Source organism: Bacteroides sp. 1_1_30 (assembly GCF_020982715.1).
In the GTDB taxonomy this organism is placed as follows: domain Bacteria; phylum Bacteroidota; class Bacteroidia; order Bacteroidales; family Bacteroidaceae; genus Bacteroides; species Bacteroides xylanisolvens.
In genome coordinates, this window is the sequence record NZ_JAJKHN010000028.1 from 39,382 (window position 1) to 61,361 (window position 21,980).

Annotated in this window: 20 protein-coding genes; 7 read left to right on the forward strand and 13 right to left on the reverse strand. The window is 41.1% G+C overall.

Features of this window, described 5'->3' with window-relative positions; translation table 11 throughout:
• Position 1: 1 nt before the first annotated feature.
• On the forward strand, positions 2-724 hold the full coding sequence (locus tag LPH68_RS10290; protein WP_049703340.1) for a porin family protein: 723 nt from the start codon (positions 2-4) through the stop codon (positions 722-724).
• A gap of 266 nt (positions 725-990) precedes the next feature.
• On the opposite strand, the gene LPH68_RS10295 is transcribed toward LPH68_RS10290, so the two are convergent.
• The 5 genes from LPH68_RS10295 to LPH68_RS10315 form a co-directional block, all read right to left on the reverse strand.
• The gene (locus LPH68_RS10295; RefSeq protein WP_004312708.1) at positions 991-1,434 is read right to left on the reverse strand and encodes a DUF4293 domain-containing protein; all 444 of its coding nucleotides are present in this window, start codon (positions 1,432-1,434) and stop codon (positions 991-993) included.
• A 108-nt stretch (positions 1,435-1,542) separates the two neighbouring features.
• Positions 1,543-1,878, reverse strand: coding sequence for a DNA-directed RNA polymerase subunit omega (locus LPH68_RS10300; RefSeq protein WP_004299989.1), 336 nt, complete (start codon positions 1,876-1,878; stop codon positions 1,543-1,545).
• Between the two features lie 14 nt (positions 1,879-1,892).
• The gene (locus LPH68_RS10305; protein WP_004312707.1) at positions 1,893-2,696 is read right to left on the reverse strand and encodes an outer membrane protein assembly factor BamD; all 804 of its coding nucleotides are present in this window, start codon (positions 2,694-2,696) and stop codon (positions 1,893-1,895) included.
• 376 nt (positions 2,697-3,072) lie between these two features.
• Positions 3,073-3,498, reverse strand: coding sequence for an amino acid-binding protein (locus LPH68_RS10310; RefSeq protein ID WP_008022809.1), 426 nt, complete (start codon positions 3,496-3,498; stop codon positions 3,073-3,075).
• Positions 3,499-3,567: 69 nt separating this feature from the next.
• A complete protein-coding gene (locus LPH68_RS10315; protein WP_004312705.1) occupies positions 3,568-4,866 on the reverse strand; it encodes a phenylacetate--CoA ligase family protein in 1,299 nt (432 codons plus the stop codon).
• Positions 4,867-5,001: 135 nt separating this feature from the next.
• Between LPH68_RS10315 and uvrB the strand changes: the two genes are divergently transcribed.
• Positions 5,002-7,032: an excinuclease ABC subunit UvrB gene (uvrB, locus tag LPH68_RS10320; RefSeq protein ID WP_008643821.1), complete on the forward strand. Its 2,031-nt coding sequence runs from the start codon at positions 5,002-5,004 to the stop codon at positions 7,030-7,032.
• Between the two features lie 343 nt (positions 7,033-7,375).
• Here uvrB and LPH68_RS10325 read toward each other — a convergent pair whose 3' ends face one another.
• Complete coding sequence (locus LPH68_RS10325) at positions 7,376-8,077, reverse strand: SGNH/GDSL hydrolase family protein (RefSeq protein WP_008016251.1); 702 nt, start codon at positions 8,075-8,077, stop codon at positions 7,376-7,378.
• Positions 8,078-8,422: 345 nt separating this feature from the next.
• Between LPH68_RS10325 and LPH68_RS10330 the strand changes: the two genes are divergently transcribed.
• The 3 genes from LPH68_RS10330 to LPH68_RS10340 all read left to right on the forward strand — a co-directional run bounded on the left by LPH68_RS10330 (position 8,423) and on the right by LPH68_RS10340 (position 10,409).
• Positions 8,423-9,229: a KilA-N domain-containing protein gene (locus tag LPH68_RS10330; RefSeq protein WP_151923178.1), complete on the forward strand. Its 807-nt coding sequence runs from the start codon at positions 8,423-8,425 to the stop codon at positions 9,227-9,229.
• A 3-nt stretch (positions 9,230-9,232) separates the two neighbouring features.
• Positions 9,233-9,709: a hypothetical protein gene (locus tag LPH68_RS10335; protein ID WP_074705229.1), complete on the forward strand. Its 477-nt coding sequence runs from the start codon at positions 9,233-9,235 to the stop codon at positions 9,707-9,709.
• Positions 9,710-9,980: 271 nt separating this feature from the next.
• Entirely contained in the window at positions 9,981-10,409 is a 429-nt protein-coding gene (locus LPH68_RS10340) for an Hsp20/alpha crystallin family protein (protein WP_004300008.1), read from the forward strand.
• A 162-nt stretch (positions 10,410-10,571) separates the two neighbouring features.
• Here the strand turns inward: LPH68_RS10340 and LPH68_RS10345 are convergent, their stop codons facing one another.
• The 5 genes from LPH68_RS10345 to LPH68_RS10365 all read right to left on the reverse strand — a co-directional run bounded on the left by LPH68_RS10345 (position 10,572) and on the right by LPH68_RS10365 (position 16,556).
• The gene (locus tag LPH68_RS10345; protein WP_134985723.1) at positions 10,572-11,687 is read right to left on the reverse strand and encodes an ABC transporter permease; all 1,116 of its coding nucleotides are present in this window, start codon (positions 11,685-11,687) and stop codon (positions 10,572-10,574) included.
• An 88-nt stretch (positions 11,688-11,775) separates the two neighbouring features.
• A complete protein-coding gene (locus tag LPH68_RS10350; RefSeq protein WP_141409352.1) occupies positions 11,776-12,879 on the reverse strand; it encodes an ABC transporter permease in 1,104 nt (367 codons plus the stop codon).
• Between the two features lie 2 nt (positions 12,880-12,881).
• Complete coding sequence (locus LPH68_RS10355; protein WP_120144374.1) at positions 12,882-14,351, reverse strand: ATP-binding cassette domain-containing protein; 1,470 nt, start codon at positions 14,349-14,351, stop codon at positions 12,882-12,884.
• 17 nt (positions 14,352-14,368) lie between these two features.
• Positions 14,369-15,280, reverse strand: a complete 912-nt coding sequence (locus LPH68_RS10360) for an HlyD family secretion protein (protein WP_120144383.1) — start codon at positions 15,278-15,280, stop codon at positions 14,369-14,371.
• Positions 15,281-15,296: 16 nt separating this feature from the next.
• A complete protein-coding gene (locus tag LPH68_RS10365; protein ID WP_141409353.1) occupies positions 15,297-16,556 on the reverse strand; it encodes a TolC family protein in 1,260 nt (419 codons plus the stop codon).
• Positions 16,557-16,729: 173 nt separating this feature from the next.
• Between LPH68_RS10365 and LPH68_RS10370 the strand changes: the two genes are divergently transcribed.
• Complete coding sequence (locus LPH68_RS10370) at positions 16,730-17,083, forward strand: type II toxin-antitoxin system RelE/ParE family toxin (protein WP_007752298.1); 354 nt, start codon at positions 16,730-16,732, stop codon at positions 17,081-17,083.
• Positions 17,080-17,370, forward strand: coding sequence for a helix-turn-helix transcriptional regulator (locus LPH68_RS10375; RefSeq protein WP_049702581.1), 291 nt, complete (start codon positions 17,080-17,082; stop codon positions 17,368-17,370). The genes LPH68_RS10370 and LPH68_RS10375 overlap by 4 nt, the downstream gene beginning before the upstream one ends.
• A 94-nt stretch (positions 17,371-17,464) precedes the next feature.
• On the opposite strand, the gene LPH68_RS10380 is transcribed toward LPH68_RS10375, so the two are convergent.
• Together LPH68_RS10380 and carB are read right to left on the reverse strand one after the other, a co-directional pair.
• Positions 17,465-18,511 (reverse strand): mannose-1-phosphate guanylyltransferase, encoded by a 1,047-nt coding sequence (locus LPH68_RS10380; protein WP_117809201.1) that lies wholly within the window; start codon positions 18,509-18,511, stop codon positions 17,465-17,467.
• A 205-nt stretch (positions 18,512-18,716) separates the two neighbouring features.
• Complete coding sequence (gene carB, locus LPH68_RS10385; protein ID WP_151923179.1) at positions 18,717-21,944, reverse strand: carbamoyl-phosphate synthase (glutamine-hydrolyzing) large subunit; 3,228 nt, start codon at positions 21,942-21,944, stop codon at positions 18,717-18,719.
• Positions 21,945-21,980 lie beyond the last annotated feature (36 nt).

Below are 21,980 nucleotides of genomic sequence, written 5' to 3' on the forward strand. Positions count from 1 at the left end.
AATGATAAAGATAAAACCATTTTTGATTGCAACACTCCTACTTACAGGATTTGCTCTTCCTGCCACTGCCCAAATTGGAGAAGCACGCAGCAATTTATCAGTAGGTGTTAATGGAGGTGTCAACTTAAACAGTGTTTCTTTCACTCCCAGCATCAAGCAAAATAGCTTGATGGGAATTACCGGAGGCTTGACGGCACGTTATATATCCGAGAAGTATTTTGCCATGATTTGCGGTGCACAAGTCGAATTGAATGTATCACAAAGGGGGTGGGACCAATTGTTTGAGATACCAGGGGAAAACGGAGAAATGGTAAAAGACCCTACTCAAACTTACACCCGTAAAATGACTTATATCGATATTCCTTTCCTTGCCCACCTTGCTTTCGGACGAGACAGAGGACTACAATTCTTTGTTCATGCAGGTCCACAAATAAGCTTTCTCATTGGAGAATCAGAGACTATTTCAGGTGTAAACATGGACCAACTTTCCAATACACAGAAAGCCGTATACGGAGTTAAGATTCAGAATAAATTCGACTACGGTATTGCCGGTGGCGGCGGTGTAGAACTCCGAACAAAGAAAGCCGGCAGCTTCATCGTTGAAGGCCGTTACTACTTTGCGCTGTCTGACTTTTATAGCACCACAAAGAAAGACTATTTCGCCCGTGCAGCGCATGGAACAATTACCATAAAGCTCACGTACCTATTTGACTTGAAGAAATAAAATCCTCTCCCTCCTCCCTTTCGAGAGAAGGAGCTTGAATATCTACAAAGCAGCGCTTTAGGGATACTCTTTAAATAAATAAGGCAACTAACTCGCAATGAATTAGTTGCCTTATTTGTATCTTTAAAACAGGAATATTCAGTAAATGCACCGTTTTAGGGATGCTAAAGCATAGCTTTAGAGAGCAAAAAGCACCGCTTTAACTCTTATAAAGCGATGCTTTTCATTAATCATATTAACGAATTACCCAGATATAGGGAAAAGTCTTATCTCAATCTATCTGCAGCCTTTACCATCACCTCATCGCGTCCAATAGCACGAACAGCCAATATATTCAGAATGATGGAAATAAGTGGTAAACACAATGCCCAGCCTACCCGGAACATATTTGCATCATTCTTCAACGCAAAATAAAAAGCAAGGGCAGCAATGTAATAACCGACCAACAACAAGCTATTGAAAATCGTCATGCGAATCTGCAGCATACGGTTCTTATATAAAAAAATGGTAGCCACGGCAACGATAGTACTAAGCATCAGAATCCCGAATAACCCCCATGTAGACTGAAAAGCGTCGTTTATTTCCAATCCTAATGCCTTAAAAGGATGTTCGCCCATTGTATCAATGAAGTAACCTATCGGCATACACATAGCTGTAATCAGCAATCCTGCAACAATCAATAAATAAACAGTTTGAATTCGTTGAATCATAAGTATTCTAAATAGTAGTTGAGTTAAACAATAATAGCCAAGCAATAAGGAGTAGGGATAATCATCCCACTTACTACTTGACTATCAAATTCTTCGTCAGAAAATAAATTACTGAAGTTTTTCTTTCTCCTTAGCCGGATTTCTATAATATATTTTCCCTTCGATGTATTCTTGCGTAGCAATCAAGTCCGGTTTCGGCAATTTCTCATAATAACGAGAAATTTCGATTTGCTCTCTATTTTCAAACACTTCTTCCAAGTTGTCATTGTAAGAGGCAAACTCTGCCAATTTCTTTGAAAGATCGTTTTTGATTTCTACACTGATCTGATTAGCACGCTTGCCAATAATGGCAACAGTTTCGTAAACATTACCTGTATCAGCACAGAGTTCCATCATGTCACGGGTTACTGTTGTAGCAGGAGCATTCGTTTTTTTGTAGTCCATAAATCTATTTAAATTTAGTCTTTAATTACTTTCTGTGATTCATTGAATATTTTCTCGGCTTCTTTCAAATATTTACTTTCAGGAAATTCATTCTTGAAAGCATAATATTCGTCCACTGTTTCGCGGTAACGATCCATCTTTTTGTCTTCTACACTATAGATAGCCATTTCGTGTCTTGCACGCAGAATCAAGATAGAAAGTTCTTCACGATAGTCAGTATAAGGATAATCTTTCAGTGCATTTTGAGCTGTGATTACACAAGACTCATAGTTATTGCCTAAATAATTACCCAGATTATAATATAATCTTGCAGAATAAAGTTCTTTCAAAACCAGCTTATCCTGCAAAGCAAAAATCATATCCTGTGCTTCCTGCTTCTTTGTGCTGTTCGGGAAATATTCCATGAACATCTGCAACTGCTGGATAGCCTGATAAGTGCTTGATTGATCCAAACGTGGTTCCGGGGTATCCAGGAATAAAGCTTTACCTGCATGAAAACGTGCCAGTTCGGTAAAAGTGCCACGGGGATACGTATTGAAATAGGTGATAAATGTCTGGGCAGCTGTCTGATAATCTTTCTGATTATAATAACTCATTCCCAACATATACAAAGACTCTTCCGCTTTATCGGTTCCTTTCAGAATGGTTATCAACTCATTCAGCAACGTAGCTGAACGATTATACTGTCCCTTCGCAAAATAGTTTTTAGCGGCTTCGTACTTGTATTCGTAATCGGTGCTTTTCAGCAATTTATTGTACTCTCCACATGATGTCAGAGTAGCCGCCGCAAGCAAAGTTATAATGATATTTTTCTTCATCCTATTTAAAAATAATGCGCAAAGTTACTTATTCGCTGGGAATTTAGCAATTAATCTGTGTTTTTTAATACATAAAAGGCGTTAAACATCGACAAAAGGAGAGAAAATGACGTCGAATTGCAAACACCAAACTGTAAACGGCAGGTAATAAACGAATCACACAGAAATCATGATTGGCATAAACCTGACGAACAAACGTCAGATTCCTTGTTATAAGACAGAAAAAAACTTGTTATAAGGCAGAAAAAAATAGTGACGGTATATGCCCGGGATAGCGTCACTATTTTTTATAGCAGAAAACGGCAAACAAATGTGTTATCCCATTCAAAGACAACACAGCTATTTACCGTTCCCTGTTTATCGTTTACTGCTATATCTACAGCTTGTACAAATCACTTGCAGCCAGCAGATCGACTTTCTTTTCTTTCAATACCTCGATACATTTATCCAGATTGCTGGGGCGAATTACCACATTTGCAATATTGTTATTGGCAAACGAATACATATATTCAATAAATACACCCTCGTCTGATAAATATCCCAGCACTTTTGCCAAAGCACCCGGTATATTGGGACAGCTTATACCTACTACATCAGTCACATTCACTGCAAAATGATTATCTTTTAAAGCTTTGTATGCTTTATCCGGATCAGATACTATTCCACGCAAAATACCAAAATCAGCATTTTCGGCAATGCACAAAGCAGAAAGATTGATATTTTCTTTCGCCAGCACTTCAGTCACTTCCGTCAAACGGCCTGACTTATTTTCCAAAAAGATAGAAAGTTGTTTTGCTACCATATTTATTAAAGTATTAAGTAATAAGTATTAAGTATTAGGTAACAAGCATTAGGTATACCTAATACTTATTTATATTTTTCTGTTATCAATCACACGTTTTGCTTTACCTACGCTACGCTCAATGCTGCGAGGCTCTACCAGTTTCACGTTGACTCCCAATCCAAGTACGCTTTGCAAACGTCCTCCCAGCTTTTTCTTCAAAGCCAGCATTTTGTTGATCTCATCAGAATAGAATTCCGGACGTACTTCAACCTGGAGCTCCATCGTATCGGTATTATTTTCACGACCCACTATCAACAAATAATGCGGTTCAAATTCTGCCATTTCAAGGATAACGGATTCAATCTGTGTCGGGAATACGTTTACACCACGGATAATCAACATATCATCACTGCGTCCCAAAATACGATCCATACGTACTAATGTACGACCGCAAGAACATTTATCATGATGCAAGGCAGTCAAATCACGCGTACGGTAACGGAGCAATGGCATACCCTCTTTGGTGAGGTGGGTAAACACCAGTTCGCCCGTTTGTCCCGGTTCAACCGGTTGCAAAGTATTCGGATCGATAATTTCCGGGAAATAATGGTCTTCATTCAAGTGAGTGCCGTTCTGACATTCGCACTCGTAACCGACACCCGGTCCGGCAATTTCACTCAACCCATAAATATCGTATGCTTTGATTCCCAGTTTCTCTTCAATTTCATGACGCATATTTTCCGTCCAGGGTTCCGCACCGAACGCACCGACTTTCAGTTGAAATTCTTCACGTGGCAAACCGGAATCTTTGATTGCATCTGCCAGGTAGAGCGCATAAGAAGGGGTGCAACAAAGCACTGTCGATCCGAAATCATGCATCAAGGTAATCTGTTTTTCAGTGTTGCCACTGGACATCGGAATAACAGAAGCACCAATATTCTCGGCTCCGGCATGTGCTCCCAGTCCGCCCGTAAACAGTCCGTATCCGTATGATACCTGAAAAATATCAGAACGGCCCGCTCCGTAAGCGGTAAAAGCACGTGATATACATTCCGCCCAAGAGGCCAAGTCCTTACGGGTATATCCGACAACCGTCGGCTTTCCGGTCGTTCCGGAAGAGGCATGAATACGTACAATCTGGCTCATCGGCACGGCACAAAGCCCGAACGGATAATTATCTCTTAAATCATGTTTCGTGGTAAACGGCAGTTTTACAATATCATCGATACTATTGATATCATCGGGGGTTATTCCCATTTCCTGCATCTTCTTTCGATAGAAAGGAGTGTTGTGATAGACGTAATCTACAATTTTCTTGAGTCGTATGCTTTGAATCTTGCGAAGACTTTCGCGGTCCATACACTCAATGCTCTCATTCCAAATCATGTGTTTCTGGTATTACTAGTTGTATGAATCTGTTTTTTGATATTAATATGTTGCAAAGTAAAGGATTTATTTGGAAAAATGATTTGTTATCTCGATTATTTTACCGAATATTGCTCCACTTTTTAGGATTTAACTATGAATTATGAACTAACATCAGCTTACAAACCTACCGGGGATCAGCCGGAAGCGATAGCACAACTGACTGAAGGGGTACTTCAGGGAGTTCCCGCACAGACTTTACTGGGAGTGACCGGATCGGGAAAAACATTTACCATTGCCAATGTGATCGCCAATATCAACAAACCTACGTTGATTTTGAGCCATAACAAGACATTGGCTGCCCAGCTTTATAGTGAGTTTAAAGGTTTCTTCCCCAATAATGCGGTAGAATATTACGTTTCTTACTATGACTATTATCAGCCGGAGGCCTATCTCCCGAGCAGTGATACTTATATAGAGAAAGATCTTGCCATCAATGACGAAATCGACAAGCTTCGACTCGCAGCCACTTCTGCCCTACTCTCCGGACGAAAAGACGTGGTAGTGGTTTCTTCCGTTTCTTGTATCTACGGTATGGGAAATCCTTCGGACTTCTACAAAAATGTCATTGAAATAGAACGGGGACGGATGATGGACCGCAATGTCTTTTTACGTCGTCTGGTAGACAGCTTGTATGTCCGCAATGACATCGACCTGAACCGTGGTAATTTCCGCGTTAAAGGTGACACCGTGGATATCTATCTGGCTTATACCGACAATCTGCTCCGTGTCACCTTCTGGGGAGATGAGATTGATGGTATAGAAGAAGTAGACCCGATTACAGGAGTCACCATTGCTCCATTCGACGCCTATAAGATTTATCCGGCCAATTTGTTTATGACGACCAAAGAGGCTACTCTCCGTGCTATCCACGAAATAGAAGATGACCTAACCAAACAAGTGGCATTCTTCGAGTCTATCGGTAAAGAATATGAAGCCAAACGACTATATGAACGGGTGACTTACGATATGGAAATGATCCGGGAGTTAGGGCATTGCTCCGGAATTGAGAATTATTCCCGTTATTTCGACGGTCGTGCTGCCGGTACCCGTCCTTATTGTCTGCTCGATTTCTTTCCGGATGATTTTCTGATTGTCATTGACGAAAGCCACGTAAGTGTACCCCAAATCCGTGCGATGTACGGAGGAGACCGTGCACGTAAAATCAATCTGGTGGAATATGGTTTCCGATTGCCTGCGGCTATGGACAACCGTCCATTGAAATTCGAAGAGTTTCAGGAAATGGCGAAACAGGTAATTTATGTCAGTGCCACACCGGCAGATTATGAATTGATTCAGTCTGAAGGTATCGTCGTAGAGCAGGTGATTCGTCCTACGGGACTGCTTGATCCTGTCATCGAAGTGCGCCCGAGCCTTAATCAGATTGACGACTTAATGGAAGAAATCCAGCTCCGCATTGAAAAGGAAGAACGCGTACTCGTCACCACACTAACCAAACGAATGGCAGAAGAACTGGCAGAGTATCTTCTTAATAATAATGTAAGATGTAACTATATCCATAGTGATGTCGATACATTGGAACGTGTGAAGATTATGGATGATCTCCGGCAAGGAATCTATGATGTGCTTATCGGAGTCAACCTGCTCCGTGAAGGACTCGATCTTCCGGAAGTGTCGCTCGTTGCTATTCTTGATGCCGACAAAGAAGGATTCCTCCGCTCCCACCGTTCACTGACGCAAACCGCAGGACGTGCTGCCCGTAATGTAAACGGCAAGGTAATCATGTATGCGGATAGGATGACGGATAGCATGAAACTGACGATTGACGAAACCAATCGCCGCCGGGAAAAACAGTTGGCATACAATGAAGCAAACGGAATTACTCCTCAACAGATTAAAAAGGCCAGAAACTTGTCGGTATTCGGTAATGCAAAAGAGGCGGATGAACTGCTAAAAGAAAGACATGCTTATGTAGAACCTTCTACTCCGAACATTGCAGCAGATCCGGTAGTGCAGTATATGAGTAAAGCGCAAATGGAAAAGAGTATCGAACGTACTCGCAAACTGATGCAGGAAGCAGCCAAGAAACTCGAATTTATTGAAGCTGCACAATACCGTGACGAGTTGTTGAAACTGGAAGATTTGATGAAAGAGAAATGGGGGTAAAAACTCCCCCTCTTCATATATTACATGAGAATTGCCAAGGGATAAAACTCTTAACAAACCTGTAACACAGGATTTAATCTATTAATTAGTGTTATAAAAACACCAATTAGCAGCTTATAATTTGCAAAGTTGCCAAAACTCCGTATCTTTGCACTGTGTTTTTCATAGTATTAGATTTAAGGTTAACAAAGGTTGGAGCAAGGCGTTGCTCCTTTTTTTATGTCTATACGTCATCTAAAACCTTTTCAACAACTATATCCATTAGAAGTGCACATTCACAATAAATGCTGCCTAACTTGATTATCAGACAGCATTTATATTTCAAAATTTACATCAATAAACCTTAGAGTGCTTTCTCAATAGCAGCTTTTATCAATGGCTCCATAATATCATACCCCTCGCCTGTCGGATGAACTCCATCTTTAGTATATTGGGGATTCAAGGCCTGATTTTCATCCACCATTGCCTTATAATAATTAACAAACGGAATTTTATTAGCTTTTGCATAAGCCTCTATCCGATCATTTAAAGATTTAATTTTCTGTGGAACATCTTTTATTTCCATTCTCCATTTAAATGCAGCGGCAGGCAATACGGAAGTCAGAATCACTTTTATCTTATTTGCTTTTGCCAATTCTGTCATAGAAACGATGTTTCCAAATGTATAATCTTCATTATAAGTTTGTGTATTTTCGGCGACATCATTGGTTCCGGCATTAATCACCACTAAAGCAGGAGAAAGATTAATCACATCTTCCCGAAAACGCAACAAGAATTGGTAAGAAGTCTGCCCACTGATTCCACGGCCGATATAACCGTTTGATTTGAAAAAGTCCGGATGAGTACGTACCCAGCCCTCCGTAATGGAATTTCCCATAAAAATAACTCGTTTGTCTTTCTTCGTCGCCTTTGGAAGTGCAGCATTTTGTTTTGAATAACGAGCTAAATTTCCAAAATCATTTTTCTGTGCATAGCTTTCTCCTATTGAGAAACTCAAGCAAACAACAGCCAATAACATCCATTGGCTTAATCTTCTTTTATCCATGTTTATATTAAGTATTAGTAATATGATATTTTGCACAAAGATAGAAAAAACTCCATACATAGACGCCCAAAATATCGAATAACCGTTAAGACGAAAGAAGTTTTTCTTAATCTATGTTATATAACATACTATTTTACTTGGATTATTTGCTAATTCCCCAATAGTCCGTATCTTTGCACTGTGTTTTTCATAGTATTAGATTTAAGGTTAACAAAGGTTGGAGCAAGGCGTTGCTCCTTTTTTTATGCCTATATATTAGAAGTGAGTTTAACATACCTTGAATAAAAAGTGATATACGTTTCTTTATTCCCAAATATAACTTTACCTTTACTGAAAAATCAGAATATGGCAAAGATTACAGTTCAGACCACAGACGTTACTATCTTAAAGATCAACGATACAGATTATATTTCTTTAACCGACATAGCTAAATACAAGACAACAGATGCTAATACTGTTATTGCCAACTGGCTACGTAATAGAATGACTATTGAATATCTAGGATTATGGGAAATATTATATAACCCCCATTTTAAACCCCTCGAATTCGAGGGGTTTAAAAAAGAAGCAGGTTTAAATGCATTCACTCTTTCTCCTCAAAAATGGATAGAAACGACCTGTGCTATTGGACTCATATCCAAATCCGGAAGATATGGCGGCACTTTTGCTCACAAAGATATTGCATTCAAATTTGCAAGTTGGATTTCTGTTGAATTTGAGTTATATATAGTAAAAGAATTCCAACGTCTCAAAGAGCAAGAGCAAGCTCAAATTGGTTGGTCAGCGAAGCGAGAACTATCTAAAATTAATTATCATATTCATACTGATGCAATCAAGCAGCATCTTATCCCTCAAGAAATCACCCCACAGCAAGCATCCATGATTTATGCCAGCGAAGCTGATATCCTTAATGTAGCTATGTTTGGAATGACAGCCTTAGAATGGCGTGATACACACCCTAATTTAAAAGGTAATATTCGTGATTATGCCTCAATCAATGAACTTATCTGCTTATCAAACATGGAAAATTTAAATGCCGTTTTCATAAATGAAGGTTTGACACCCAAAGACAGACTTATCAAATTAAATCAAATAGCAATTCAACAAATGAGCATACTAGAAGATATCAAAAATAAAAAGTTATTGAAATAATTTATGGAACAACAAATTCAACTCAACGACCACAACAAGCAGGAGTATCCTCCTATGCATACAGCAGAGCATTTACTCAATGCAACCATGGTAAAAACCTTTGGCTGCCCGCGTTCTCGCAATGCCCACATCGAAAGAAAAAAGAGCAAATGCGACTATATACTTTCTTCATGTCCGACAGCGGAACAGATCCAATCCATTGAAGAGATAGTAAATGAAGCAATTAGTCAAAACCTACCTGTGACTGTTGAGTATATGACACATGAACAGGCCAAAGACATAGTAGATTTAAGCAAACTACCTGCTGACGCAAGTCCTACCCTTCGCATTGTCCGCATTGGAGATTATGACGCCTGTGCCTGTATCGGATTGCATGTATCAAATACTTCTGAAATGGGAACTTTCAAAATCATTAGCTATGACTATGACGAAGAAAGGCAAACATTAAGAATGAGATTCAAACTAATCGAGAAGAAATAGACATATTATCAAATTAATATCTATCTTATATAAAATAAATAAAAATAGAATACATTTTGTCATCATTATTGCAAAATTGGCATTATTATAATGACAAATAGACAATTTTAGTCTCAAAAATCACTTGGCATAAGGTTTGCACTTATAGAAGCGAACAACGGTTCGAGAGCAGACGATGGAAACCGGGACAACCGGTACCATCAGAAGTGAAAATACCGAAGTTCAAGAATAATTAACTGAATGTTTAACTTAAAGATAGGAGACTAAAATTATGATGCCTGTTAGAAGAACTCAAAGTTGGTTACCAAGTATCTTTAATGATTTCTTTGATAACGATTGGATGGTAAAAGCAAATGCTACTGCACCTGCAATTAATGTTTTGGAAACAGAAAAAGAATACAAAGTGGAATTGGCTGCTCCGGGTATGACGAAGGATGATTTCAATGTTCGCATTGATGAAGACAATAACCTCGTTATCAGCATGGAGAAGAAGACAGAAAACAAGGAGGAAAAGAAAGACGGTCGCTATCTGCGTCGCGAATTCTCATACTCTAAGTTCCAGCAAACTATGATTCTACCGGATAATGTAGACAAAGAGAAAATTGCTGCATCTGTAGAACATGGCGTTCTAAATATCGAACTTCCGAAACTCTCTGAAGAAGAAGTAAAGAAGCCAAATAGACAAATCGAAATAAAGTAATACAGTAACCACTTACTATTCACCGGAGACGGTGATGAAAAGGATCAAAAACAGCTCTCTCCCTTAAAGGGAAACGAGCTGTTTTTTTATTGTCTTTGCAGGCAATGCCGCCTTATTAACATAACATACCCACAGGGTTTTCGGACTGCCCCCTTATTATCTTCAGTTGTTCTTCCGATAGCTAATTACCGCCCAACTATTAAACACGACTGCAAAAAGCAACAATATTCCGAACTGCGGCAGCAAATCAAAGAAACCACTCCCCTTCAGATATATCATTCGCATCACCTCCATAAAATACTTCAAAGGATTGAATATCGTTATTATTTGTGCCCATTCCGGCATGCTGCTAACGGGGGTAAACAAACCGCTCATCAAGATCACCACCAACAAACAGAACCACATAACAAACATTGATTGCTGCATCGTTGCTGAATAGTTGGAAATGACTAGTCCGAAGCCGGACATCACCAGAACAAAAAGAACCGCGAAAAAGTAAATCAACAGAAAATGCCCGACAGGTACTATGCCATAAATTAACCAGGCTAATATGAAACACACCGTCAGCACCAGAAAACCAATCAGCCAATAAGGCAGGAGCTTTGCCAAAATAAAAACAAACTTCGGAACCGGAGTCACATTGATTTGCTCTATTGTCCCCACTTCCTTCTCGCTAACCACATTCAACGCAGGCAGGAAACCACAAATCAAAGTCAGCAACATGACCATCAATGCCGGAATCATATAGAGCTTATAGTTCAGATTCGGATTAAACAATCCCTGCGTATCAACCTGTATGGAAGGGAAAGTGCCAGAAACGGTAGCTGCTTCGGGATGTTCCGAACGTAGTTCGGCTGCATAATCATTAATGATAGAAGACAAATAAGAACTGCCCAGACCGCCTTTCGTTCCATTCACGGCATTAGCTGCTATCAATACATGAGCATCCTCTCCATTCATCCAATCCCGTTCCAAATGCCTCGGAATTTCCATCACAATATCAGCCGTTCCAATTTCAATGTTTCGAAGACCTTCTTCATACGAAGCCGGTACTTCTACCAAGCGAAAGTAAGTGGAGGCAGCAATCTTATTCACTAAACGTTGTGAAATAGCCGAATGGTCATTATCCACAATATTCAGCTGTATATTCTTGATTTCCAAATTTACCGCCCAAGGCATCAATAGCATAATCATGCATGGAAATACAAGAATCAATTTCGGAAGAAACGAATTGCGAAGCAATTGTTTAAACTCTTTTTCTATCAGGAACTTTATCATAAATAATTCTTCAATTTGCTGATATGTTTATATGTCAATGCCATGTAGTATAACACAGCCAATTGGCACATTAACATATTATTCTTATCTACTCCAATCTATACTTGAATTTCTTGATACTAACCGTAATAAGTACCGTCGCCATCAATAATAAGATACCAATCTCCTTATATACCAATACAACAGGCACTCCTTCAATCATCAACTTTCGCACAGCCTGAATATACCAACGTGCCGGAAGTATATCCGAGATCCATTGAAGTATCAACGGCATACTCTCAATAGGGAAAATCATCCCCGATAAAAGCATCGTGGGCATCATCAACATCAAACCGGAAACCAGCATGGCCGCAACCTGTGTACGCGTGACTGATGAAATCAATAAGCCCAACGCCAAGGATACGAAGATAAACAACAAAGAGACGGTTATCAACCAGAACAAACTTCCTACTACCGGAACATCCAGCACAAAGACCGAAAGTAAAAGAATTGTTATCAGATTGACAAACGACAACACAAAATAAGGCACAGCCTTTGCCAAAATAATAAATAGTGGCTTCACAGGCGAAACCAGTAATACTTCCATGGTCCCCGTCTCTTTTTCACGAACGATGGAAATCGAGGTCATCATAGCGCAAATCAGCATCAAGATCAACCCCATTACCCCCGGAACAAAGTTATAAGCACTCTTCATTTGCGGGTTATACAACAATTTTATATCCGACGTTAAACGGGCAGCCGACATATTGGGCGGCATCATTTCCTGACCTACCATAGAAACAATTCCCGTTGCATAATTAACCTGCGAAGTCGACATATTCGGATCTGTCGCATCTACTACCAGCTGCACACGAGCATCACCCGTATAGAGATCATCTATAAAACGTTCGCTAAAAACAATAGCCATATCAACCTTATTCTTCAGAAAAGCAGCTTCCATTTCCTGGGGCGAATGAAAACGCGTGGTAACAGTGAAATATTCACTGGCGTCCAAACGATCAATAATCTTTCGTGTCACCACATCATTAGAAGGATCGAGTACCGCCAACCGGACATTTTTCACCTCTGTACTGATGGCAAAACCGAATAGTATAATTTGTACAACCGGCATCCCCAACAAAATCAGCATGGTTCGCCGGTCACGGAAAATATGATAAAATTCCTTCTTTACAAAAGCTATAAACTGTCTCATAATCAATCTGCTTTGCGCACCGCACCGCGGGCTAATTGCTGAAAAACATCATCCATCGTTTCTGCACCGAATTGTTGCTTCAGACGGGCAGGTGTATCAAGAGCTTTAATCTGACCGTCCACCATGATAGATATCCGGTTACAATATTCCGCTTCATCCATATAATGGGTAGTGACAAATATGGTGATTCCCTGGTCGGCTGCCTGATAAATCAATTCCCAGAACTGCCTTCTCGTAGCGGGATCTACTCCACCCGTCGGCTCATCCAGAAAAACAATTCTCGGCTCGTGGAAGATTGAAACTGAAAAAGCTAATTTCTGCTTCCACCCCACCGGAAGGCTCTTCACCAAAGTATCCCGCTCGTCAGCAAGCCCCAGGCGATCCAACAATTCTTCTGTCTTCCGCTCTATTTCTTGCTCTTTCATCCCATAAATCCCGGCAAACAGACGGATATTCTCCCACACTTTCAAATCTTCATACAGCGAAAATTTCTGGCTCATATAGCCGATATGCTTCTTTACTTGTTCAGCTTCCCGGAAAATATCATATCCTGCCACCTTTCCTATGCCTGATGTCGGTTTGCTCAATCCACAAAGCATGCGCATGGCTGTAGTCTTTCCGGCACCGTTAGCACCCAGGAAGCCAAATATCTCTCCCCGGTTCACCTGAAAGGAGATATGATCTACCGCTGTAAAATTACCAAAACACTTTGTCAACTGCTCCACTTCAATGACCGGAGCGGTTTCATGTCTCACCTCCTCCCGTTCCAAAGAAGGAGGACAAAGGATGGATGCAAATTGCTGAAGAATACGCTCGGGGGTATCAATGCCATGAATCTTTCCATGATTGATAAAAGCAATCCGGTCACATTGCCGGGCTTCATCCATGATGGGAGTAGAAACAACAATAGTAATACCCTGTTCCCGCAAGTTACGAAGCATTTGCCAAAATTCCTTGCGCGACACAGGATCCACTCCGGTAGTGGGTTCATCCAGGAATAAAATATCCGGTTTATGAATCAAAGCGCAACTCAATGCCAGTTTCTGCTTCATACCACCCGACAAAGCCCCTGCCCTTCTTTTCCTGAACGGTTCTATCTGCTGATAGATATCTTTAATTAAATCATAGTTCTCCTGAACAGTCGTATGGAATACGGTAGCGAAAAACTCCAGATTCTCCTCTACTGAAAGATCCTGGTAAAGTGAAAAACGACCGGGCATATATCCAACCTTCGTACGAATCTGTTTATATTCTGTTGCCACATCCAGTCCGCCAATCGTGGCCGTTCCCTTATCTGCCAGCAGCAAAGTAGTCAGAATACGGAATAAGGTACTCTTACCGGCACCGTCAGGACCTATCAGCCCAAAGATCTCTCCCCGTTCTACCACAAAAGAAACCTCTTTCAGCGCTTCCACCGTTCCATAGCTCTTGCCGACTTCTTTCACAACCACTATGGGTACATCCTTCTCCATCTCCCTGACTTTAATTTTTAATCTTCATTCTTTAATTTTACTCCGCCATACATACCAATCTTCAACGCTCCGTCATTCTTCACCGCAATCTTCACTGCATATACCAGATTAGCACGTTCATTCTTCGTCAAAATTGTTTTTGGAGTGAATTCCGAACGATCGGAAATCCAAGTCACTTCCCCCGGATAAGCTTTCTGCTCCGAGTTGCCATAGTCAGCATACACAGTCACTTGATCTCCCAGTTTCACTTTTGATAACTGTTCGGAAGTGATGTAAGCCCTCAAATACATACGATCCACTTCGCCCACCTTAAATAAAGGCTTGCCGATAGCCGCCAATTCACCGGCTTCCGCATATTTAGCCAATACTGTACCTGCGATAGGTGACTGAACATGACATTTAGCTAACTGATCCTCCACTTGCGCTACCTGTATAGCAACCGAATTGCCTTGTTCTGTAAGGCTATTCGTACTATTACGCAACGATGATTCCTGTGCAACGAGCTGCCGTTCGAGTAATTTGACTTGCGCGTCCCAATCATCCAGTTGTTTTTGATTGGCCGCACCTGCAGCAAGCAAGTTTTCCACCCGTTTCCTCTCACGCTCTGCCGTGACAATTTGCTGTTTGGTAGCGGCAATCTGTTTGGCAAGATCAGGACGCTGGTTTTCTACCGATTTCATACTGGCTTCCAATTGCAGTTTCTTTAAATACAATTGTACCGTATCTACCAACCCGATCTCCTCACCCGCTTTCAGCTTTGTTCCCTCTTCTACTTCCAGTCGTAGCAATTTTCCGGCAGCCTCGGCGGACACTATTACTTCCGTAGCTTCAAATGTACCGGTTGCGTCATAATCAGGTGTTCCATTTTCACAGGCAGATAACATCATCAGCGTTATCCCCCACATTCCTATTTTTGTTATTCTTTTCATATCCGGAGAAGTTATATTAATCATTTATTGTATATTTCAATTGATAAATTCCCATTAACCGTTGAATCTCATGCATAGTTTTCGACTGACGCGCCAAGCTCTCATTAGTCAGTTCACGTAACATTTCAGTCACGGTCAATGTTCCATTTGCCACCTTTGCTTCGGCAGCTTTACGGATATTTGTACGCAACCGGATTATTTCATCATCATCCCGCATTTGCTTCTCCAAAGAATGGATAGCCTGATCCTGCTGCGTCATTTCCAGTCTTGTATTGAAAAGGAATACATCCCGGTTATTATCCAGTTGCTGCCTTTTCTTCTCGATCACCCGACGGTCATTTTTCAAAGTATACAGACTACCGAAATTCCATGAAAGCCGGACACCTGCCATATAATAAGGAGAGAATTCATTCTTCAGCATATTCAATCCGGGATTTCCGTATGCCCCCTGTACAAACAGTCCGAACTGCGGAAGATGACGCACATTCAAAGCCTTCTCCTGCACTTGCAGTCCGGCTCCCTGTGCATCAAACAAAGCCAACTCCGGCCGACGAATCTCACTGACAGCCGAAACCGTACTTTGAGGTACAGGTTTCTCCAGCACCGTCTCCGGAGACAGTGCTTCTCCTACCAACAGCGAAAGCATTTTCAAATAAGCTGCCCGTGATGATACTAAATCAATTCTTTTCTGTTTTGTATTCAACTGCTCCACTTTCACTGCATCCAAATCAGCTTGATTGGCTATTCCATTTTCCACATAAGCAGTAATCTGACGATAATTTCTCTCTAACTCATCTTGTAACAATGTATTCTGTTTGATTTGCTCGTCCAGCAGGAGAATTCCAAAATAAAGATCATTCACACGGTCATTCAGCGCATACATATCTACATTCAGTTTTTCTTTCTCCACTTCAGCCTCTGCAATCGTCTGCTTCTTCTGCATACGGATTCCTCCCCCGTCCCATATCTTCTGTTGCAACTCCAACATGACCTGATATTGGTCTTTGGGCAATCCTTTTAAATCTACTCCGGGAAGTTTTACCGGAATTTCTGTGACATCACTTTGATAAGAGGCCTTAGCCGAAAGAGCAAATTGAGGTAAATATCCCTTGGCTGCATTTTCCAGATTATATTCCTTTGTCTTCTCCACTAAACCATACTGATGTACCAGCGGATAATTGTCCTGCGTCTTCCGCTGACATTCTTCCAATGTTATCTGCGCATACGCTCCTGCTACATACAGTAAAAAGGAGAAACTGAAAATCATTCTTTTCATATCCATTATTTCTTTGGTTTCTTCGAAAGACAAAGATAGGGATTTCCTGAATACAGTCACTCTCTATGAGTTGGCAAAATGTTCTGAAGAGATAATGGATAAAATGATGAGAAAAATTAAAGAAAAAGTAGCCTAAAATTGCTTTTATGTAATTTATAAGTTACCTTTGTAAAATGAAAGTAAGAGAAGTCATAACATATAAAGAATATTTTGATGATTTTTTCAAGAAACAACCACAGAAGGTTCGCGATAAAATCATCAAAGTGCTAGATATTATCGAGCAGATAGACCGAATCCCAACGACATATCTAAAATACATAGAAGGTACTAATGGACTATTTGAGGTTCGCGTGCAACTAGGCAATAATATCTTCCGCATTTTTTGTTTCTTTGACGGTAATAAATTGGTTGTTTTGTTAAGTGGCTTTCAGAAAAAGACACAAAAAACACCACCAGAAGAAATAAAAAGAGCAGAACGGCTTATGACCGACTATTATAAAGAAAAAGAAAAGGAGATTTTAGAATGAATACAAAGACATTAGACCAAATTAAAAATGAGTATTACGGTGAAGTTGGAGCACCGGAACGAGACAGGCTTGAGCGAGAACTTGAGGCTTTGCGCATTGGCTTTAAGATACGAAGTGCCAGAGAAAAATTAGAGATGACACAAGCAGAGCTTGCAAGTCGCATTGACAAGAAACGTACATTCATATCAAAAGTTGAAAACGATGGAGAAAATATTACTCTCAAAACATTATTTGATATTGTAGAACGTGGACTTGGTGGAAAATTAAATATCGAAGTGCAATTATAAAAATAATGCCGGAGTGCTTAACTCCGGCTTTCAATTGAATATCAAACGAATGACAGGAATGACACCACACGAATATCAGCAAACGAAATAATCTTTATTTCGAGAACTCTTTAATCCGTTGTTCCTCTTCCAATTTACAAATCAGTAATGTATTATCTTTCTCCGCGATGATATATCCATCCAGTCCTTGAACGACAACTCGTTTTTCTTCGCTGGCATGCACAATACAATTCTTACTGTCATACAAACGTATATCGGTTCCTACCGTAGCATTTCCCGATTTATCCTGTGGCAAAAGACCGCGAAGTGCTCCCCATGTGCCTAAATCCGACCAGCCGAAAGAAGCCGGTAACACGTAAATTGCCTCCGCTTTTTCCATCACCGCATAGTCGATAGAAATACTTTCGCAAGTCGGGAACAACTTTTTGATTGTTTCATTTTCTTTTTCCGTATAGAAATCCGGGAAAATACGGTCAAAAATCTGTGCGATACCCGGAGCATATACACGCATCACGGAAGTGATAGTACGCACGTTCCACACAAAGATTCCCGCATTCCAGAAGAAATTACCTTCCGCCAAATACTTTTCTGCTGTCTCTTTATCGGGTTTTTCCTTGAATGCGTCTACTGTATAAATTTCTTTATCTGTTTGAAGCTGGTTGGCAGCAGCAATATATCCGTAGCCTGTCTCCGGACGAGTCGGTCGAATACCTATTGTGACAATAGCACTGCTATCATCCGTAAAACGAAGTGCTTTCTCCATCACTCTACGGAACTCGCCCGTATCGATGACTAATGCATCCGAAGGAGTTACTACAATGTTAGCATGGGGATGCTTCTTTTTGATTTTCCAGCAAGCAAATGCGATACAAGGTGCAGTATTTCGTGCACAAGGTTCCGCTAAAATATTACTTTCCGGAATTTCCGGCAACTGCTCCCGAACAATATCAATGTATTTTTCAGAAGTTACCACCCACATATTTTCCCTGGGGCAAACACCATCAAACCGGTCTGCCGTCAATTGAATCAGTGACCGGCCACATCCCATTACATCAATAAATTGTTTAGGACATTCCGGAGTGCTCATCGGCCAGAAACGGCTCCCTATGCCACCAGCCATTATTACAACATGATTATCCATACCTATCATCCTCCTGTAAAAAAAAATATTATTTAAATAAGCGCGCAAGTTACATTAAAATGTCCAAAACAGCAAATAAAGACCAAGAGTATTTAATTTTCCAACTGAATAATCGAAAAATTGTATTTCTACAATAATAGACAAAGGCCGCTCTCGAATAATAAGAACGACCTTTGTCTTTTCATTTCAATAGAATATAATCATCTTATTTATATTCTGCCCAGCTCTTGATAGCTATATCATCCACACTCATTGTACAGAAAGCATTGATAAATGCACTAGCCAGACGAGCGTTCGTAATCAATGGTACATTCAAATCAATGGCAGCGCGACGGATTTTATACCCATTACTTAATTCTCCGGCAGTCAAGTTCTTCGGTATATTGACTACCATATCTATTTCCTTACTATGAAGCATCTCCAACGCCTGCGGATGTCCCTCTTCACTCGGCCAATAAACATGAGTACTCTCAATACCGCTCTCGGCAAGCGCTTTATGTGTACCGCCCGTCGCAAAGAGTTTATATCCCTTATTCACCAACATACGGGCTGCATCCATCATATCGGCTTTCTGTTTCATGGTACCCGTGGAAAGCAAGATATTCTTTTTCGGAATACGATAGCCTACAGAAAGCATTGCTTTCAATACGGCACAAGAAGTATCCATACCAATACAACCTACTTCACCGGTGGAAGCCATATCTACTCCCAACACCGGATCGGCTTTCTGCAAACGGTTGAAGGAGAATTGGGAAGCCTTGATTCCCACATAGTCCAGTTCGAAAAGATTCTTTTCCGGTTTTTCGACAGGCAGGCCAAGCATAACTTTGGTTGCCAGTTCAATAAAGTTGATCTTCAGTACCTTGCTGACAAATGGGAAAGAACGACTGGCACGCAAGTTACATTCAATCACCTTGATATCATTGTCTTTCGCCAAATACTGAATATTAAACGGACCAGAGATATTCAAAGCCTTGGCAATCTCACGGCTGATACGCTTAATACGACGAACAGTTTCTACATATAGCTTCTGTGGCGGGAACTGAATAGTCGCGTCACCGGAGTGTACTCCTGCAAATTCGATATGCTCACTAATAGCGTATGCCACAATTTCGCCATTCTGCGCCACGGCATCCATTTCTACTTCCTTGGCATGTTCAATAAACTGACTTACTACTACCGGATGTTTTTTCGAGACATTGGCTGCCAGTTTCAGGAAACGCTCCAGTTCTTCCTGATTGGAACAAACATTCATTGCAGCTCCCGAAAGCACGTATGACGGACGGACAAGTACAGGAAAACCCACTTCTTCAACAAACTCCTGAATGTCATCCATAGATGTTAATTCACGCCAACGGGGCTGATCCACACCGATACGGTCGAGCATAGCAGAGAATTTCTCACGGTCTTCAGCGTTGTCAATGCTCTTGGCACTTGTGCCAAGGATATTGATATGCTGTGCATCCAAACGCAAAGCCAAGTTATTCGGAATCTGACCACCGGTAGATACAATTACCCCATGCGGATTCTCCAGTTCCAGAATATCCATCACACGTTCAAAAGTCAATTCGTCAAAGTACAAGCGATCGCACATATCGTAGTCCGTAGATACAGTTTCAGGATTATAATTAATCATCACGCTGCGCCATCCTTCTTTACGAATAGTATTCAAAGCCTGCACACCGCACCAGTCAAATTCTACGGAAGAACCGATACGATAAGCACCGGACCCCAATACGACAATGGATTTATGGTCGCCCAAGTAATGAACATCATTTGCCACGCCGCTATAAGTAAGATACAGATAATTGGTTTGTGCCGGATATTCGGCTGCCAAAGTATCAATCTGCTTCACTACCGGAAGAATACCCGCCCCTTTACGATGTTTGCGGACATAAAGAATACCATCCTCCATATCACCTTCGTAGCCGATGGCACGGGCAACCTGGAAATCAGAGAAACCTTGAACCTTGGCTTTACGAAGCAGTTCGTTTGGCAGATCGGCTATTTGTTTGTGATTATTTCCCCAGCTATGCAGTTCTTCGGAAGTCTGCATGATATTCATCAATTTCTGAAGGAACCATTTATCAATCTTAGTCAGTTCGTGTACCTGATCGATGGTGTAGCCGGCACGAAAAGCCTTCGAGATAACAAAAATACGTTTATCAGTCGGTTCGCGCAAAGCCTTGTCGATGTCGGAAATAACTAGCTCCTTATTTTCTACAAATCCGTGCATTCCCTGTCCGATCATGCGGAGCCCTTTCTGGATAGCTTCTTCAAAAGTACGACCGATAGCCATCACCTCACCGACAGATTTCATAGAAGATCCCAATTCTTTATCTACACCGTGGAACTTACCCAAATCCCAACGTGGAATCTTACATACAACATAGTCCAGTGCCGGTTCGAAAAAAGCAGAAGTAGTCTTTGTTACAGAGTTCTTCAGGTCGAAGAGTCCGTAACCCAGTCCCAATTTGGCCGCAACGAAAGCCAGCGGATAACCCGTTGCCTTAGATGCCAAAGCCGATGAACGGGAAAGACGGGCATTTACTTCAATCACCCGATAATCTTCGGATTCGGGGTCGAAGGCATATTGTACATTACATTCGCCCACAATACCGATGTGGCGGATGATACGTATTGCCAGTTCCCGAAGTTTATGATATTCTTTGTTAGTAAGCGTTTGTGACGGAGCAATAACGATAGATTCACCGGTATGAATACCCAGCGGGTCGAAGTTTTCCATATTACAAACTGTGATACAGTTGTCGAAACGGTCGCGCACCACTTCATATTCCACTTCTTTCCAACCACGAAGAGATTTTTCCACCAATACCTGCGGAGAGAAAGAGAACGCTTTTTCTACAAGAATATCCAGTTGCTCTTCGTTATCACAGAAGCCGGAGCCCAAGCCACCCAATGCATACGCCGCCCGGACAATTACCGGATAACCCAGTTCTTTTGCTGCGCGACGGGCATCTTCCACATTTTCTACGGCTTCACTCTTAATGGTCTTTACATTGATTTCATTCAATTTCTGAACAAAAAGTTCACGATCCTCGGTATCCATAATGGCTTGTACCGGAGTACCGAGTACTTTTACATTATATTTTTCAAGAATACCTTCTTTGTACAATGCCACTCCACAGTTCAAGGCTGTCTGACCACCGAACGCCAGCATAATGCCTTCCGGTTTTTCTTTCTGAATCACTTTCTCTACGAAATACGGAGTCACCGGAAGGAAGTAGATTTGATCCGCCACTCCTTCGGACGTCTGTACCGTAGCAATATTAGGATTGATAAGAATCGTTTCAATGCCTTCTTCTTTCAAGGCTTTGAGTGCCTGCGAACCGGAATAGTCAAACTCACCGGCCTCACCGATCTTCAGGGCACCGGAACCCAACAACAATACTTTCTTTATATTTTCTTTCATTGATTCTACTTTCTAGTTCACCACAGATTACACAGA

Excerpts from the sequence above, each read along its gene's own strand:
- LPH68_RS10290 (WP_049703340.1), top strand. The coding sequence starts at position 2 with ATGATAAAGATAAAACCATTTTTGATTGCAACACTCCTACTTACAGGA.
- LPH68_RS10295 (WP_004312708.1), bottom strand. The coding sequence starts at position 1,434 with ATGATTCAACGAATTCAAACTGTTTATTTATTGATTGTTGCAGGATTG.
- LPH68_RS10300 (WP_004299989.1), bottom strand. The coding sequence starts at position 1,878 with ATGGACTACAAAAAAACGAATGCTCCTGCTACAACAGTAACCCGTGAC.
- LPH68_RS10305 (WP_004312707.1), bottom strand. The coding sequence starts at position 2,696 with ATGAAGAAAAATATCATTATAACTTTGCTTGCGGCGGCTACTCTGACA.
- LPH68_RS10310 (WP_008022809.1), bottom strand. The coding sequence starts at position 3,498 with ATGGTAGCAAAACAACTTTCTATCTTTTTGGAAAATAAGTCAGGCCGT.
- LPH68_RS10315 (WP_004312705.1), bottom strand. The coding sequence starts at position 4,866 with ATGATTTGGAATGAGAGCATTGAGTGTATGGACCGCGAAAGTCTTCGC.
- uvrB (WP_008643821.1), top strand. The coding sequence starts at position 5,002 with ATGAATTATGAACTAACATCAGCTTACAAACCTACCGGGGATCAGCCG.
- LPH68_RS10325 (WP_008016251.1), bottom strand. The coding sequence starts at position 8,077 with ATGGATAAAAGAAGATTAAGCCAATGGATGTTATTGGCTGTTGTTTGC.
- LPH68_RS10330 (WP_151923178.1), top strand. The coding sequence starts at position 8,423 with ATGGCAAAGATTACAGTTCAGACCACAGACGTTACTATCTTAAAGATC.
- LPH68_RS10335 (WP_074705229.1), top strand. The coding sequence starts at position 9,233 with ATGGAACAACAAATTCAACTCAACGACCACAACAAGCAGGAGTATCCT.
- LPH68_RS10340 (WP_004300008.1), top strand. The coding sequence starts at position 9,981 with ATGATGCCTGTTAGAAGAACTCAAAGTTGGTTACCAAGTATCTTTAAT.
- LPH68_RS10345 (WP_134985723.1), bottom strand. The coding sequence starts at position 11,687 with ATGATAAAGTTCCTGATAGAAAAAGAGTTTAAACAATTGCTTCGCAAT.
- LPH68_RS10350 (WP_141409352.1), bottom strand. The coding sequence starts at position 12,879 with ATGAGACAGTTTATAGCTTTTGTAAAGAAGGAATTTTATCATATTTTC.
- LPH68_RS10355 (WP_120144374.1), bottom strand. The coding sequence starts at position 14,351 with ATGGAGAAGGATGTACCCATAGTGGTTGTGAAAGAAGTCGGCAAGAGC.
- LPH68_RS10360 (WP_120144383.1), bottom strand. The coding sequence starts at position 15,280 with ATGAAAAGAATAACAAAAATAGGAATGTGGGGGATAACGCTGATGATG.
- LPH68_RS10365 (WP_141409353.1), bottom strand. The coding sequence starts at position 16,556 with ATGAAAAGAATGATTTTCAGTTTCTCCTTTTTACTGTATGTAGCAGGA.
- LPH68_RS10370 (WP_007752298.1), top strand. The coding sequence starts at position 16,730 with ATGAAAGTAAGAGAAGTCATAACATATAAAGAATATTTTGATGATTTT.
- LPH68_RS10375 (WP_049702581.1), top strand. The coding sequence starts at position 17,080 with ATGAATACAAAGACATTAGACCAAATTAAAAATGAGTATTACGGTGAA.
- LPH68_RS10380 (WP_117809201.1), bottom strand. The coding sequence starts at position 18,511 with ATGGATAATCATGTTGTAATAATGGCTGGTGGCATAGGGAGCCGTTTC.
- carB (WP_151923179.1), bottom strand. The coding sequence starts at position 21,944 with ATGAAAGAAAATATAAAGAAAGTATTGTTGTTGGGTTCCGGTGCCCTG.